Source organism: Almyronema sp. (assembly GCF_052168255.1).
Taxonomy (GTDB): Bacteria; Cyanobacteriota; Cyanobacteriia; order Phormidesmidales; family Phormidesmidaceae; genus Sphaerothrix; species Sphaerothrix epifaneia.
Map to the genome: position 1 here is coordinate 23,939 of NZ_JBQLZL010000017.1, position 14,076 is coordinate 38,014.

General features: G+C 51.7%; 16 protein-coding genes. 5 read left to right on the top strand and 11 right to left on the bottom strand.

Translation table 11 applies throughout. The features are described from left to right. Positions 1 to 80 precede the first annotated feature (80 nt). Entirely contained in the window at positions 81 to 449 is a 369-nt protein-coding gene (locus ACTS3T_RS03090; RefSeq protein WP_462934764.1) for a hypothetical protein, read from the top strand. A 103-nt stretch (positions 450 to 552) separates the two neighbouring features. Here the strand turns inward: ACTS3T_RS03090 and ACTS3T_RS03095 are convergent, their stop codons facing one another. The 11 genes from ACTS3T_RS03095 to cysE form a co-directional block, all read right to left on the bottom strand. After that, on the bottom strand, positions 553 to 1,173 hold the full coding sequence (locus ACTS3T_RS03095; RefSeq protein ID WP_462934765.1) for a cytochrome c oxidase subunit 3: 621 nt from the start codon (positions 1,171 to 1,173) through the stop codon (positions 553 to 555). A gap of 149 nt (positions 1,174 to 1,322) precedes the next feature. Next, the gene (ctaD, locus tag ACTS3T_RS03100) at positions 1,323 to 2,987 is read right to left on the bottom strand and encodes a cytochrome c oxidase subunit I (RefSeq protein ID WP_462934766.1); all 1,665 of its coding nucleotides are present in this window, start codon (positions 2,985 to 2,987) and stop codon (positions 1,323 to 1,325) included. Positions 2,988 to 3,068: 81 nt separating this feature from the next. Continuing rightward, on the bottom strand, positions 3,069 to 4,040 hold the full coding sequence (locus ACTS3T_RS03105) for a cytochrome c oxidase subunit II (RefSeq protein ID WP_462934767.1): 972 nt from the start codon (positions 4,038 to 4,040) through the stop codon (positions 3,069 to 3,071). A 650-nt stretch (positions 4,041 to 4,690) separates the two neighbouring features. Next, the gene (locus tag ACTS3T_RS03110; protein WP_462934768.1) at positions 4,691 to 4,897 is read right to left on the bottom strand and encodes a hypothetical protein; all 207 of its coding nucleotides are present in this window, start codon (positions 4,895 to 4,897) and stop codon (positions 4,691 to 4,693) included. 98 nt (positions 4,898 to 4,995) lie between these two features. Further along, positions 4,996 to 5,625, bottom strand: a complete 630-nt coding sequence (locus ACTS3T_RS03115) for a (2Fe-2S) ferredoxin domain-containing protein (RefSeq protein WP_462934769.1) — start codon at positions 5,623 to 5,625, stop codon at positions 4,996 to 4,998. Between the two features lie 105 nt (positions 5,626 to 5,730). After that, positions 5,731 to 5,934, bottom strand: a complete 204-nt coding sequence (gene nifT / locus ACTS3T_RS03120; protein ID WP_462934770.1) for a putative nitrogen fixation protein NifT — start codon at positions 5,932 to 5,934, stop codon at positions 5,731 to 5,733. 108 nt (positions 5,935 to 6,042) lie between these two features. After that, a complete protein-coding gene (nifV, locus tag ACTS3T_RS03125) occupies positions 6,043 to 7,182 on the bottom strand; it encodes a homocitrate synthase (protein WP_462934771.1) in 1,140 nt (379 codons plus the stop codon). A gap of 75 nt (positions 7,183 to 7,257) precedes the next feature. After that, on the bottom strand, positions 7,258 to 7,494 hold the full coding sequence (locus ACTS3T_RS03130; protein ID WP_462934772.1) for a hypothetical protein: 237 nt from the start codon (positions 7,492 to 7,494) through the stop codon (positions 7,258 to 7,260). 81 nt (positions 7,495 to 7,575) lie between these two features. Continuing rightward, positions 7,576 to 8,115 (bottom strand): DNA starvation/stress protection protein DpsA, encoded by a 540-nt coding sequence (gene dpsA, locus ACTS3T_RS03135; RefSeq protein WP_462934773.1) that lies wholly within the window; start codon positions 8,113 to 8,115, stop codon positions 7,576 to 7,578. A 69-nt stretch (positions 8,116 to 8,184) separates the two neighbouring features. Continuing rightward, positions 8,185 to 8,439: an Asr1405/Asl0597 family protein gene (locus tag ACTS3T_RS03140; protein ID WP_462934774.1), complete on the bottom strand. Its 255-nt coding sequence runs from the start codon at positions 8,437 to 8,439 to the stop codon at positions 8,185 to 8,187. Then, the gene (gene cysE / locus ACTS3T_RS03145) at positions 8,432 to 9,163 is read right to left on the bottom strand and encodes a serine O-acetyltransferase (RefSeq protein ID WP_462934775.1); all 732 of its coding nucleotides are present in this window, start codon (positions 9,161 to 9,163) and stop codon (positions 8,432 to 8,434) included. The genes ACTS3T_RS03140 and cysE overlap by 8 nt, the downstream gene beginning before the upstream one ends. Between cysE and ACTS3T_RS03150 the strand changes: the two genes are divergently transcribed. From ACTS3T_RS03150 to nifS, 4 genes are all read left to right on the top strand, one after another. Further along, on the top strand, positions 9,162 to 9,290 hold the full coding sequence (locus ACTS3T_RS03150) for a hypothetical protein (RefSeq protein WP_462934776.1): 129 nt from the start codon (positions 9,162 to 9,164) through the stop codon (positions 9,288 to 9,290). The genes cysE and ACTS3T_RS03150 overlap by 2 nt on opposite strands. Positions 9,291 to 10,716: 1,426 nt before the next feature. Beyond that, positions 10,717 to 12,153, top strand: a complete 1,437-nt coding sequence (gene nifB / locus ACTS3T_RS03155; protein ID WP_462934777.1) for a nitrogenase cofactor biosynthesis protein NifB — start codon at positions 10,717 to 10,719, stop codon at positions 12,151 to 12,153. 66 nt (positions 12,154 to 12,219) lie between these two features. Beyond that, a complete protein-coding gene (locus ACTS3T_RS03160; RefSeq protein WP_462934778.1) occupies positions 12,220 to 12,624 on the top strand; it encodes a 4Fe-4S binding protein in 405 nt (134 codons plus the stop codon). Positions 12,625 to 12,777: 153 nt separating this feature from the next. After that, on the top strand, positions 12,778 to 13,971 hold the full coding sequence (gene nifS, locus ACTS3T_RS03165) for a cysteine desulfurase NifS (protein ID WP_462934779.1): 1,194 nt from the start codon (positions 12,778 to 12,780) through the stop codon (positions 13,969 to 13,971). Positions 13,972 to 14,076 lie beyond the last annotated feature (105 nt).

Here is a 14,076-nt window from a genome sequence, read left to right on the forward strand (position 1 = left end):
GAATACACGGTTTTCTGTCAGTGGCTTTCAGCCCTTTAATGTTTCACTTCTAGAGGCGACAGCGATACCTCTATAGACCCATGACGCCAACTTCTTTACCCCCCGAAGATTTACCACCACTGGCCACCACTGCGCTCGATGCCCTGCTGCGGCAACAGCTAGAGCAGTCCACTCGCCAGCATTTCTTTGAAAACTGTGATGGCCCAACACAATCTTTACTGATGGAGTGCCGCTGGACTGTTTGGGTGGCTGAGACGCTGATTCTGGTGATTCACTGTCCAGACCAATTGCGGAACTGGCGCGTGCTGAACCATCTGGCTACCCTGGCTGAATGTTTAGCACAGTTTAGCCCACAGGCCAAAATTCGGGTGTACCCACCTGCTGGGCTAGGAACCCCTTTTGACTTTTGTGTAGATGAGCGATCGGTTTATCGCCGCCCGTTGGAATAACCCCCTGCGACGTTGTTTGAGGGCTTTAGCGCTATAGAGCGACAAAAAGCGTTCTCAACCGCAAGGCTGAGAACGCTGGATAGCCGTAAGCAAGCAGGGGAATCTACAGCAAAGCTAAGAGATAAATCAGCGAAAACAAAATAATCCAGATGATGTCTACAAAGTGCCAGTAGATTTCGGCCATGGCAACGCCTGTGTGGTGAGTTTCGCTATAGTGACCAGAGCGACGCGATCGCCACAGCACCCCCAAAATTAACAAAATCCCAATCAAAACGTGCAAGCCATGAAACCCGGTCATCAGGTAAAAGCAGTTGGCAAACAGGTTTGTGCGTAAGCCATAGCCCAGCGTGACATATTCATAAGCCTGACCCGCCAGAAAAACAGCACCCATCAGAGCCGTGAGGGCATACCACAGACGTAACCCTTGCACGTTGTTTTGTTTAATGGCGCTGTCGCCTTGGTGAATCACAAAGCTGCTAGAAACCAGCACAACGGTATTGAGGGTTGGCAGCAACAACTCTACAGCGGTATCGGCTGGAGGCCACTCTGGAGCCAGCCCCCGATAAAACAAAAAAGCTGCAAAGAAGCCACCAAACATCAGCGATTCGGAAGCTAAGAAGGTCAGCAATCCCCAAACGCGTAAATCAGCGTGAGCAGGGGTGGCATTGGCGATCGCAGGGGTAACCTCAACTTCAGTTTCGGTTAAAAGGGTAGAACTTTCCATACGCGTTGAAGAGATGATAGCTAAAGGCAGAAAGCCAAGGGCAGAAGGAAGGTTTGCTATCAGCGGCTTTTAGCCATTTAAGGGACTTAACCCTAATGCCTACAGTGATAAAACTGACCCCAAGATTGGGAGAAGCCGCCTCAGCTAGATTAGCTAGCCGATGGGGGCACCGACGTCGTCAATTCGCCCGGTTCGACAAAGCCATAGTCATAGGGGCCATGTGTGACAACGGGCAAGACTTCCCAATTTTCAATTAAAGGGGGAGAGGCCGTTGTCCACTCTAAGGTTAGAGCATTCCAGGGATTGCCAGAGGCTTTTGGCCCTTTGTGCCAGCTCCATATCATGTTGATGAAAAACGGCAGTACCGAAATAGCTAAAACAAAAGCCCCTACCGTACACACTTGGTTGAGCGTGGTGAACTGAGGATCATACATGGCTACCCGTCGCGGCATACCCTGTAAACCCAGCTTATGCATGGGCAAAAAGGTGAGATTGGTGCCAATAAACGTCAGGATAAAATGGAGTTTCCCCAGAGTTTCGTTATACATCCGTCCGGTGATTTTGGGGAACCAGTGATAAATGCCAGCGTAGATTCCAAAGACAGAGCCACCAAACAACACGTAATGAAAGTGAGCCACGACATAGTAGGTATCGTGTACGTGGACGTCAAAAGGTGCTGTGCCCAAGGTGACACCGCTCAAGCCACCTAAAACAAACATCATCAGCAAGCCAACTGCAAATAGCATAGGGCTGGTGAGGCGAATTTTGCCGCCCCACAAGGTGGCAACCCAGCTAAAGATTTTAACGCCTGTCGGAACGGACACAATCAGAGTGGAGACGGTGAAAAATAGCCGCATCCACGGCGGGGTACCGCTGGTAAACATGTGATGCACCCAAACAAACAGGCCAACAAAACAAATTGCCAGACTTGAATAGGCGATCGCTTTGTAGCCAAAAATGGGCTTGCGGGCATGGACTGGAATCACCTCTGACATAATGCCGAAGATTGGCAAAATCATCAGATAAACTGCCGGGTGAGAATAAAACCAGAACAAGTGCTGATAGATAATGACATCGCCGCCAGCATCTGGTTTGTAAAACGATGTGCCAAAGTTGAGGTCAAACAGCAGCAGCACTAACCCCGCCGCCAGAACCGGGGTGGAAAAAAGCGCCAACGCCGAAGTCGCCAAAATCGCCCAGCAAAATAGAGGCTGTTGATCCCACCGCATACTGGGTAATCGCATTTTCAACAGGGTAACGATAAAGTTGACCGACCCCAAAATTGATGACGTGCCCACCAGCACGATCGCCAAAATCCACATAGACTGGGCTGTGGTGGCGGTGATTTCGCTCAGCGGTGGGTAAGCCGTCCACCCGGCCTGAGCGCCCCCAAACACGAAACTGCCTATCAACAGTAGCCCTGCGGGTGGATTTAGCCAAAAGGCAATGGCGTTGAGCTTAGGAAAGGCCATATCGCGTGCCCCCACCATCAGCGGCACCAAAAAGTTGCCAAAGCCGCCAATCGCCGCTGGCACAATCCACAAAAAGATCATGATGGTGCCGTGGTTGGTCATAAAGGCGTTGTAGAGGTCAGGCGTAATCAAGTCTGGATCGGGGGTGGCTAGCTCGGCTCGCATGGCCATCGCCATCAGCCCACCGATGATATAAAACCCAAAGGACAGCACCAGATACTGAATACCAATAACTTTGTGGTCAACGTTGAAGGTGAAGTAGTCATACCACTTCCAGGCTGAAGGCTGAGGGCTATGGCTAGCGGTGACCAGCGTTTCAACAGAAGTTTGCGTTTGCGTCATAGCTAACTTTCAAACAAAGGGATTACAGGATTAAATAAGCGATCGCCCAAAACAGGTCTACACACAAACGGACAGCAGCCCCTAGGGACGGGTCGGTAAAAGCGAGGGAAGTCGCTCGGTGGTCATGCCCATGGCGGCGGCATAGGGAGACAAAAACTGATCGACACTAAGGTCAGCGACGTTGGCTGCCACCACCTGATGCGGAGCCGGAGACTGGGCTAAACGGCTTTGCGCTAGCCACTGATCAAACTCTGCTGCCGATTGAACCACAACCTGCGATCGCATCGCGCCGTGGTAGCTGCCGCACAGTTCAGTACAGACAATGGGATAGATACCCGTTTGGGTGGCGGCAAAGCGCAACCCGGTTTGCTGCCCCGGAATGGCGTCTTGCTTTAGGCGAAACTGCGGTACCCAAAAAGAATGAATCACATCCTGTCCAGAGATATTGAGCTGTACGGATTTGCCCACAGGAATGTGCAATTCGCCTGTAACCACACCCGTATCTGGATAGTTAAAAATCCAGGCGTATTGCATACCCGTCACATTCACAACTAAATCAGGATCTTGCCCTAGTTGGGTTGGCGTGGCTCCATAGCCAAACCGGGGAACAGCGCTAGTCGAGAGGGCGGGGGTGACGGCTGCTGGTGTGCTATCGGCGATCGCCTTAGCTGCTGGCATGGGGGGGTGACCGGGCATCGCGCCGCCCATTTGCTGAAAAACATCCACGCTGTAGACGCTTAACCCAATAATGATGATGGCTGGAATTGCCGTCCAAAAGGCTTCTAGCGGCAAATTGCCTTCAATGGGAATCCCGTCTGTCTCGTCACCGGGGCGCTGGCGGTAACGGATCAAAAACCAGACAATAGCACCTTCAACCACAATAAACAGAGCGGTGGCGATCGTAACCATTAAGCTAAAGAGTTGGTCAACGAGGGGTGCTTGTTCAGACGCTTGTTCAGGAAGCAGGCCGTGATGTTGACCTACCCATAAACTCACCAGCGTAATCAAAACGCCGGCCACTAAAGTGAGCAGTGAAGCTGGAATCTGTTTCATTGAAAAAGCTACAAAATGAAACAACGCGAAAAATTAAAACGACTCTGTCATTGCCAGGACGGTTAGAGGGCCAAAGTTTTATCTAGCAATGAGCGGACGTTTGGAAAGATATCTGCTGCGTCGCAAAACGGTTTAGATCCCCCTAAATCTCCCTTAAAAAAGGGGACTTCCAAGCCGATTTCCCCCTGTTTAAGGGAGTAGGGGAAATCGATGAGTGCCTAAATTTATCACCATTGGCTTTGCAAATGCCCTTTGAGCTTTGAACTAGCGGCTAAGGTGGGCTGGGCATAGCCCTTTGATGCCGCTGAGGATGAGATTTTGTAAGTATCTGGCTCTCATTTTATAACGCTAAATGAAAAATAATTAGGCGCTAAACTTTATTTTTAATATCTTTGAATGGGCTGTTTTTGGTCAATTGTAAGCTTTACTTTAGATTGGCCAAAACTTGATAAAAGCAAATGTAATCTAGCCAACTAATATTGGGCAAATTTAGTAGCCTATTATGCTAAATGGTTCTAAGAAAGTGTAACGCTGGCGTTCAAGCCCAGCGCAAAAACGGCTACCGCCATTCATTAGCCATCACCAGCAGCCGTCACTCACTCAAACTGAGCAGCGTTCATTTAGCCTACTTGGCTAGTCAATAGATTGGCTTAGCGGCTATAGCTGAGGAGCTTGAAGTAGGTAGGTGCAGCTAGCACAAAACTACGGCGATCGCTAAAGATTTTCCAAGTTGTGTCTTGCTCTTTGAGGTATTCGCTGTAGTCGGCTAAATTGTCGAGTCCTACACAGCCTAAGAACAGCTCAGTAGTGAGCCAAATTAACAGTTCAAACAGAAGTTGACGAAATTTAATCTTCATGGGGGTTCGTCTGGGGCGCGAGGGGAGCAGGGATAAATCATGAGCGTTTGCAGCTATAAAAAATTACAACCCGCTCAGGGTTTGGCGATTGTCAGAGATTAGGGAGACAGCGGCAAGTTGGCAGAGCCAAAATGTTCTTCAATTAGAACGGGCAAATTTTCCAGCTTCAGGCTGTCATAGCGATGCTTCCCCGGCATGATGGTGAGATTGGGCGCTTTGGAGCAGCGTTTTTGACAGCCAATAGACTGAATCTCCACCTGGTTTTGCAACTGGCGTTCTTGCAAAACCTGTTTTAGCCGAGCAATCATCTGTCTGCCGCCTCGCTTTTGGCAACCCGACTTTTGGCAAACCAGAATTCTGGCTCGCTTTGGCGCAGTTCTTGGCGCTGATGGCGGCGATGGCGTTAATCCCAAGGGGATAGAAGGCAGGCTAGCGGGCGAGGCAAGTGGCTCAGCTATCCTACCGGGGTCGGGCAGGGTAAAAAGCTGGTAGGCATCTAGCTTAATCACCCCGCTGTCAAAGTCGATGTGGCTGCGGCCAATACAGCGAACGCGATCGCCTAGTTGGAGCTGTTGCCGTAAGTTAGCGCGTAGCGCCTTTGGCAGCTTAATGGCCATTTGCTCTTGTTCAACTTCAAGCACTATAGACTTGGGCTGATCGGGGTGAGGGCCAAGAAAACCCAGAAGGGTTCCTTCCAGGTTGAACATCCAGGGCGGCATAGGGGACATAGGACGGCTCCGGGTGAATTAAGCAATGACGGAATGGGCACGAGGGAGCTGAAAGTGGCTTAACGGCGCTTGACAAGCAGCCCTTAAGCCAGACCGCCGGGTAGCCTAGCTCAGACGTTTGGCGTTGACGGTTTGAGGGGTTTTAATGGGGTGGCCCAGTCCGGCGACGGAGAGTTCCCAACCATTAGCCAGGGTAAAAAAATGGACGTCGTCAGTTTGGCTTTGTTCGACGACTTCTTCTTCGAGATCTTTTTTGGCGACGTAAACCATTAGCTTGCCTGCGCGATCGGTGTGGAGGGTAACTTTCATAGAAAAACCTTTGAGAAGGGGCAGAAGGTAGCGGCGAGAAGGGTTGGCGTTGTTGAGCGACTGCCCAAAGGGAGCAGGCGCTGGGCTAAGACTGGCGGTGGCTGCTGGCTATCTAATGGCTGAGCAAGGTTCGCTTTGAGAGACTAAAGCTAAAAGTTCGTCGGGGGTAAGGCTGCGTTTGAGCTGAGTAGCGCGATCGCGTACAGACTGCAAAACTGATTGACCGCGATCGGCATCGAGCTGCACGCCATAATCTTGCAATACCTGGTTGAGCAGGTGGCGACCGGAATGCTTTCCAACAACCAAACGCCGCTCCCAGCCAACTTCTTTAGGGTCAAAGGGTTCGTAGGTACTGGGGTTTTGCAAAACGCCGTGGGCGTGAATTCCCGATTCATGGGCAAAGGTATTTGCGCCTACAATCGCTTTCCACGGGGGAACCGAACAGTTGACAATTTTGGCTACGAATCGCGACAGTTCTAGAAAGTGCTGGGCACGAATGCCTGTTTTGAGTCCATAGATTTGCTTTAGCGCCATCACTACTTCTTCGAGGGCGGCGTTTCCTGCTCGTTCGCCCAAACCGTTGACGGTGGTGTTAACCGAAATGGCTCCGGCTCGAATACCTGCAAGAGCGTTGGCCGTAGCTAACCCTAGATCGTTGTGGGTGTGCATTTCGACGGGGATGTCTAGAGCAGCCACGAGTTTTTGTACCTTTGAAAAGGTGGTGAACGGATCTAGCAGACCTACCGTGTCGCAAAAGCGAAAGCGAAAGGCTCCCCATTCTTGAGCAAACTGAGCCGCGTCAATTAAAAACGTTTCATCAGCGCGAGAACTGTCTTCGCCGCCGACGCTGACGTCTAAACCGTGATCGCGGGCAAAGGTAATGGCATCGCGTAGCTGTTCTAGCATCCGCACCCAGCGCCCTTGAAACTTGACTTTAATCTGGATATCGGAAACCGGAATAGAAATATGCACGCGCTTCAAGCCGCAGTGAATGGAGGCTTGAATATCGGAGATCACGGCTCGATTCCAGCCGAGAATGTGGGCGTTGAGTCCGAGATCGGCGATCGCCCGAATCGCCTTGGCTTCGTCCTGACCGATAGCGGGAATACCGACCTCTAACTCATGCACGCCGATGGCATCTAGAAATTTGGCGATCGCCACCTTTTCTTCCAAGCTAAAGGCGACACCAGCGGCTTGTTCACCGTCGCGCAAGGTAGTGTCGTTGATATAAATCGGGGGGGGAGTCATGGCAACCTCCGGCAAGGGGGTAAACGGACTTCGACGTTCGCTCGGCGGCATCAGCCGAGATTGAAAAAAGCAGGGTTAGCTAGAAAGCGGTTCGGAGCAGTCTTCAGGGGGTTGAGTATGAAGCGATTCGAAGTATTTCAGATCGGCGGCAATTAAGTGGTTTAAGAAGCATTGCTGTATCCAGGCCAGGGTGACCAAGAAACCAAACAGGGTGAGGGCAGAAAGCATACCATCAGCTCCGGGGCGAGTGGGGTTTGAAGTTGAGCAGCGGCTGACAAGGGGGGAAAAAAGGGGCGTACGCAGTACGCCCACAGTTGTCGCCTTACTCAGAAACGGGGGTAGCTACAGGGGGAAAATTGAGACACAGGTGAGGTGCCAGGTTGAGATCAACGATCAGGCCAAAAACGCCAGCGTCAGGCTGTCTTTGCTCAAAAAATGATCGAGGTGAAAAGCGCGGTCTTCGGTTTTGAGCAAAATCTGTTCGTACAGGTAACGGGTGGCGCGATCGCCTACACTTTCAGCCTGTGTAGCGAGACGACGCAGCAGAGCAATCAGGGCTTGCTCAGCCGCCAGGTCATTTTCAATCATCTGGCGGCAGTTGTAAGCGCCGTCTGGCTCTGGGGTAAAGCAGCAGAGCTGCGCTAAGGTCGCAAAGGTACCAGCGGGTACGCCCCCCAGCCCATTGAGACGCTCGGCTACGTCGTGGGTATGGTTTTGCGTGGCTTCGTAGCTTTCTTCAAAGAACTGGTGAATGGAATAGAACTCGGCACCTTCGACGACGAAATGGTGCTTTTGGTATTGCAAATACAGCGCCTGGTAGCTGGCATAAACCAGGTTCAAGCCTTCGCAGACAGCGGTAGTAATGTCTTTTTCGAGGTTGACGGGGTTATCGCCAACTTCACCGAAAGCACGAACGAGCGTTTGAGTGGTCATGTACGTTACTCCAAATAAATCGATCAACGGAACACACAAGTTGGCAGCAAATCGGCGCTACAGTCGGCTTCAAACGGATTGAACTTGCCAGCAGCGCTCTAGCCAATCCACGCCTTCCTGCCGGGGGGCGGTAAATTGCCGCACCGTGCTGTGAACCAGCACCAAGGCCGCAGCGTGGTTAACCTCGACCCGCAGCGTCCCATCGGCAGGGCAGGCACAGGGAATATTGAGTTCTTGCAGGCGGCGGTAAATCGACCAGCGATCGCCGCGATGGACGGACACAACCTGCCCCCAGTTTGGGGCGATGGTGGTGGGCTTATTCATGGGAGAGAGACTCCAGGGTTGCAAGGTTTGAGCAGTTAAGACGTTGAACTTGAACTTCTAAAGCTTCAATGCGATCCAGCAGCGATCGCAGCGTGGTGGCTTCGGCGTCGGGAAGCTGACCGTGTTCTAGCGGAGCGGTAGCGGTGTTGCATTTGCAAACGTTGCGGCTAGGAACACCTACCGCCGTACAGTGGGCAGGCACATCCTGTAACACCACAGAACCAGCGCCAATGCGCGCCTGATCGCCAACGTGAATATTGCCTAAGACTTTGGCACCCGTGCCAATGACCACCCGGCTGCCAATCGTCGGGTGGCGCTTGCCCGTTTCTTTACCCGTACCGCCCAGCGTCACCCCTTGATAGATCAGCGTATACTCGCCCACAATGGCGGTTTCGCCAATCACTACCCCCATGCCGTGATCGATAAACACACCCGGCCCAATCTGAGCTGCCGGATGAATTTCAATACCCGTTAGACAACGAGCCAGGTGCGAAATGAAGCGGGGAAAAAAGCGCACCTGATGGCGATGGAGCCAGTGGGCTAAACGGTGAGCTGCGATCGCATGTAAACCGGGGTAGCAGCACAGCACTTCTAGCCAGTTGCGAGCAGCCGGATCTCGCTCAAAAATAATGGCGAAATCTGCCTGGAGGGGAAACTGCTGGCGCAACCGCTGCCAGTGAGGCAGCCAGAGCTGAATCGAAAAACTGGGCAAGGATAAAGACATGGATCGGCAGGGGTGGTGTTTCCCTGCTTATAGCAACTGCGATTTGGGGCGGCGATCGCAGTGGCCCAATCCAGATTTACTAGAACGATTAGCAGTGTACTCAATCGCCAAAGCGTTTGAGCATTAAGGTTTAAAGATTTTTTTGAGGATGGGGGGCGGGTATTTTAGCCCTCAGGGACGGGTATTTTAAGGGCTAGGGACACGTATTTTGTACTCAAGGAAAAACCCTGGTAGGTAAACGCTTTAGCCCTAGTTTGTAGACTGAATTAAAAACCAGCACGGGTGTACTCAAAAATCATTTTTGCGTCAGCTAATTCATAGTTTCACCAGAGAAACTGTAGCAAACTATGCAAAACTAATCCGATTTAGATCAGAAATCCTTAATAATTATGGTTGACTCTTTTTACGGCTGACTGTTGATGCCGCGATCGCCCGCTTCAGACTCAATTGATTAGCCTTTTGATTGCCTTTTGTGAGAGCAGCGAGAGATCAGGGCCGCGGCGGGTGATCAAATTGAGTTTGAGTGTGACTCTTTCGTTCGCTTCAGTTCAATGACCCGCTACTACACTGATTGTTACATTATTTAATATGAAAGTGTCGAATTTGATACTAAAAAATAAAAGGAACTGAAAAATTAGATACAGACAATCTTTTTGCTGCTATAAAGAGCTTGCTAAGCGATCGCAAAAGCAGGCTAACTAGCCGCTTTGAGTACTCATTAAAACGTACTCATTAGCAAGTAAAAAACAGCGCTAAGAGTTGATAGGCTAACGGTTTGCGCTGAGTGCAACAAACACCGAGCCAGGGTAGAAAAACACCAGTTCGTAGGTCATAAAATACCAGTGCCTCGAACTTAAAAAAATATTTTTCGCTGAGTTTTCAAGTGTTGTAGCGCTTGAGTACAGCGTTAATCATTCAATAAATCCTATCGGCCAACTTTCAGGGGGGTGGCTTTGAGCCGTTGCTATAACTCTTTCAACGCCGAGCAACCAACTTCAAGAACTGGCTAATTCGGTGAAATCAGTAGAACACAACATCAACTTCAGCTCAGTTAGAGCAAATTTATTAACTACGATGCTTTGACTGCTGATTTCAATTTCTTAGCTACCAATCACCAGATTGATTTCAAGCGTATTCACCCCTTTGGATGGCCCCTGTCGTACGTTCCTCACGTAAACGAGCGCAATCCCCACCTAACGCCCTATGGAAATTTCTGGTGACGATGAAGTTAGGGACTCCAGCGATACACCACACTCTCTTAACAGATGACGTTGCATTGCCAGGTCGCCCACTGCGTTCTCAATTTTGCTAGAACAACCCACCTGTGTTTACAGGTTGAAGACCGTCAATGCAACGCCACTCTTTTTTAGAGTCATCCTGCAGCCAAATGCTGTCAGTTTTTCACGCTTGAAGTTGATGGCGTGCCATCCCTAAGCCAGTTATAGCCTTGAGCTGTGTGATTTTGCCGTTGTCTGTGCCTTAGCCCTACTCCTCCTTACAGAGCCAAAACAATGACGCCTCCGCCACCTACTGCCCTTGCTTCCGTGCCCACAATGACACCCGAGCTGGACATTACCTTGACCAAAACGCAAACAAAGGTGAAAAAGTCTGGCGGCGGCTGTGGCTGTAGCAGTAAAAACGATGCTGCTGACGGTCTCAGCGAATCAATGAAAGCCCGAATTGAAAAGCACCCCTGCTATAGCGAAGAAGCCCACCACCACTACGCCCGCATGCACGTTGCCGTTGCCCCGGCTTGTAACATTCAGTGCAACTACTGCAATCGCAAGTACGACTGCGCCAACGAAAGCCGTCCGGGTGTTGTCAGCGAACTCCTCACCCCTGAGGAAGCGGCTCATAAAGTGCTGGTGGTAGCGGGCAAAATTCCCCAAATGACGGTACTGGGCATTGCTGGCCCTGGCGACCCCCTTGCCAATCCAGAAAAAACCTTCCGTACATTTGAGCTGATTGCTGATAAAGCCCCCGACATTAAGCTCTGTCTTTCTACCAATGGCCTGATGCTGCCGGATTACGTCGATCGCATTAAACAGCTCAACGTCGATCACGTCACCATCACCATTAATATGATTGACCCGGAAGTGGGAGCCAAGATTTATCCCTGGGTGCATTATCGCCGTCGTCGCTATCGCGGCATTGAAGGGGTCAAAATTCTGCATGAACGGCAGATGGAAGGGTTACAGGCGCTCCAGGAAGCCGACATTCTTTGCAAAGTTAACTCGGTGCTGATTCCTGGTGTCAATGATGAGCACATGCCAGAGGTGAACAAAGCCATTCGCGATCGCGGTGCCTTTTTGCACAACATCATGCCTTTGATTTCTGCTCCCGAACACGGTACTTACTTTGGCTTAAACGGTCAGCGAGGCCCCAACCCCAAAGAGCTAAAGTCGGTGCAAGATAAGTGCTCCGGCAATATGAAAATGATGCGCCACTGCCGCCAGTGCCGTGCCGATGCCGTTGGCTTACTGGGTGAAGACCGCAGCCAGGAATTTACCAAAGAGAAATTCATGGAAATGTCGGCGGACTATAGCCTAGAAACCCGACAGGCCGTTCATATCAGCATTGAACAAGCCAAAGCCGCCGTCGCCGCCAAAAAACAGGCCGCTGTCGTCGCAACACACCGCGATGCCCCCTCTGCCAAAGTTCTGGTTGCGGTTGCCACCAAAGGAGGTGGTTTGGTGAATCAGCACTTTGGTCATGCCAAAGAATTCATGATTTACGAAGTCGATGCGACCGAGGCTAAGTTTGTCGGCCACCGCAAAGTGGCAGACTACTGCCAGGGGGGCTACGGCGAAGAAGCTGCCCTCTCAGGCATTATTCAAACCATTGCTGACTGTAAAGCCATCCTAGCGGCCAAAGTTGGCCCCTGTCCGCAGAAGGAACTGCAAAAAGCCGGACTGGTTGTGGTGGAAGCTTACGACGTGATTGAGTCGGTGGCTCGGCAGTTCTACGACGACTATGTTTTGTCCGCCTAAAGCCCACTAGGGGCGTATAGTCTACGCCCCTGACGCTCTCCCCCCTACATAGCGAGGAATCCAGCTATGGCTTACGCGATTACTCATAACTGTATCGGTTGTCAGCGCTGTCTGGCGGCTTGCCCCACTGGCGCAATTCAGACCAATGGATCGACGTTTTGGATTGATGTTAATCGTTGCAACCAGTGCCAGGGAACTTACAGCGTCCCCCAATGCTGGGCAGCTTGCCCGACTAACGAAGGCTGTATTCCGTTGACGGCGGGGGCCCCTTCAGTGGCGTTGACCTCTGGCTCAGAAACCTCAACCGACTACTGGGAGTCCTGGTTTGCAACCTATACCCGTCTGGTGGCTCGTCTACAGGCTTCAAAACAATCTAGCTACTGGCGGCAATGGTTTGACACCTATGCCCAAGCCTTGCGCCATCTACAAGCGCAATCAGGCCAGGAAGCAAACGTACCGCTGCTGCCGTAGGTCTGCCCTGGTGAAGCCGCTATCCTCGGCGGTGAGGGCTGAGCCAAGTGTTCCAGATTGAGACGGCTCGTTATTGGCAGAATCCGTCGTTAACCTCTGCTTTTCACCCCCCCTGCTGCCCAATTGCTGCTTACTCACTGCGGAGATGATGTGATGGTCATTTATTTAGACAACAATGCGACTACTCAGGTTGATCCTCTGGTTTTAGAGGCTATGCTGCCTTACTTGAGCGACCTCTACGGCAATCCCTCCTCCATGCATAGCTTTGGCGGCCAGGTGGGAACTGCCGTGCAAGCGGCGAGAAACCAAGTCGCTCAGCTCCTGGCAGCCGAAGATACTGAAATTATCTTCAATAGCTGTGGTAGCGAAGGAAATAACACCGCTATCCACGCGGCTCTGGCGGCTCAACCCGAAAAGCGCCATATCGTCACCACCGCAGTAGAGCATCCGGCCATTCTCAACGTGTGCAAACACTTAGAGAAAAAAGGCTACACCGTTACCTATCTGTCAGTAGACAGCCGAGGACAACTAGACCTAATGGAGCTAGAAGCGGCGATGACCGGGGGAACAGCCCTGGTAACGACGATGTACGCCAATAACGAAACCGGGGTGATCTTTCCGGTGGAGCAAATTGGGGCGATCGCCAAAGAATATGAAGCAACCTTCCACGTAGACGCGGTGCAAGCCGTAGGCAAGGTGCCCATTAACTTAAAAAACAGCCCCATTGACCTGCTAACCCTCTCTGGCCACAAACTCCATGCTCCCAAAGGCATTGGAGCCCTCTACGTCCGTCGCGGCTTTCGCTTCCGCCCCTTCCTGTTGGGCGGTCATCAAGAGCGAGGGCGACGAGCCGGAACCCACAACGTCCCTGGCATTGTGGCACTGGGCAAAGCAGCAGAACTCGCAGGTAAGCACTTGCTCGATGTCGATCGAGAACGCTGGCTACGTGACTTGCTAGAGCAGCAGATTTTAGACCTCATCCCCAACTGCGAAGTCAACGGCGCAGGCACGCCGCGTCTGCCCAACACCACCAACATTGGCTTTAAGTACATCGAAGGCGAAGCCATCCTGTTTATGCTCAACAAACACGGCATTTGCGCTTCCTCTGGCTCCGCCTGCACCTCCGGCTCCCTCGATCCGTCCCACGTTCTGACGGCAATGGGTCTGCCCTACACAATTTTGCACGGCTCAATTCGCTTTAGCCTATCGCGCTTCACCACCGAGGAAGACATTCAAAACGTTCTCACCGTCATGCCCGATATTGTCGCCAGACTGCGATCGCTATCACCCTTCAACAACGACCAATCCGACTGGCTGCAAAGCCGCGATTTAGCCGTCACCGCCTAAGTCAATTGCAGCCGCAACTTGACCCTCCCTAAAGCCAATCTCGAACCCACCCTTTCCTCCCCAAACAGCCCCCTCCCCCCTATCTCCCCCCTCTCCATCTCCCCC

Excerpts from the sequence above, each read along its gene's own strand:
- ACTS3T_RS03110 (WP_462934768.1), bottom strand. The coding sequence starts at position 4,897 with ATGAAGATTAAATTTCGTCAACTTCTGTTTGAACTGTTAATTTGGCTC.
- nifS (WP_462934779.1), top strand. The coding sequence starts at position 12,778 with ATGGTCATTTATTTAGACAACAATGCGACTACTCAGGTTGATCCTCTG.
- ctaD (WP_462934766.1), bottom strand. The coding sequence starts at position 2,987 with ATGACGCAAACGCAAACTTCTGTTGAAACGCTGGTCACCGCTAGCCAT.
- cysE (WP_462934775.1), bottom strand. The coding sequence starts at position 9,163 with ATGTCTTTATCCTTGCCCAGTTTTTCGATTCAGCTCTGGCTGCCTCAC.
- ACTS3T_RS03150 (WP_462934776.1), top strand. The coding sequence starts at position 9,162 with ATGGATCGGCAGGGGTGGTGTTTCCCTGCTTATAGCAACTGCGATTTG.
- ACTS3T_RS03095 (WP_462934765.1), bottom strand. The coding sequence starts at position 1,173 with ATGGAAAGTTCTACCCTTTTAACCGAAACTGAAGTTGAGGTTACCCCT.
- nifT (WP_462934770.1), bottom strand. The coding sequence starts at position 5,934 with ATGAAAGTTACCCTCCACACCGATCGCGCAGGCAAGCTAATGGTTTAC.
- ACTS3T_RS03105 (WP_462934767.1), bottom strand. The coding sequence starts at position 4,040 with ATGAAACAGATTCCAGCTTCACTGCTCACTTTAGTGGCCGGCGTTTTG.
- nifB (WP_462934777.1), top strand. The coding sequence starts at position 10,717 with ATGACACCCGAGCTGGACATTACCTTGACCAAAACGCAAACAAAGGTG.
- ACTS3T_RS03140 (WP_462934774.1), bottom strand. The coding sequence starts at position 8,439 with ATGAATAAGCCCACCACCATCGCCCCAAACTGGGGGCAGGTTGTGTCC.
- ACTS3T_RS03115 (WP_462934769.1), bottom strand. The coding sequence starts at position 5,625 with ATGTCCCCTATGCCGCCCTGGATGTTCAACCTGGAAGGAACCCTTCTG.
- ACTS3T_RS03160 (WP_462934778.1), top strand. The coding sequence starts at position 12,220 with ATGGCTTACGCGATTACTCATAACTGTATCGGTTGTCAGCGCTGTCTG.
- nifV (WP_462934771.1), bottom strand. The coding sequence starts at position 7,182 with ATGACTCCCCCCCCGATTTATATCAACGACACTACCTTGCGCGACGGT.
- ACTS3T_RS03090 (WP_462934764.1), top strand. The coding sequence starts at position 81 with ATGACGCCAACTTCTTTACCCCCCGAAGATTTACCACCACTGGCCACC.
- dpsA (WP_462934773.1), bottom strand. The coding sequence starts at position 8,115 with ATGACCACTCAAACGCTCGTTCGTGCTTTCGGTGAAGTTGGCGATAAC.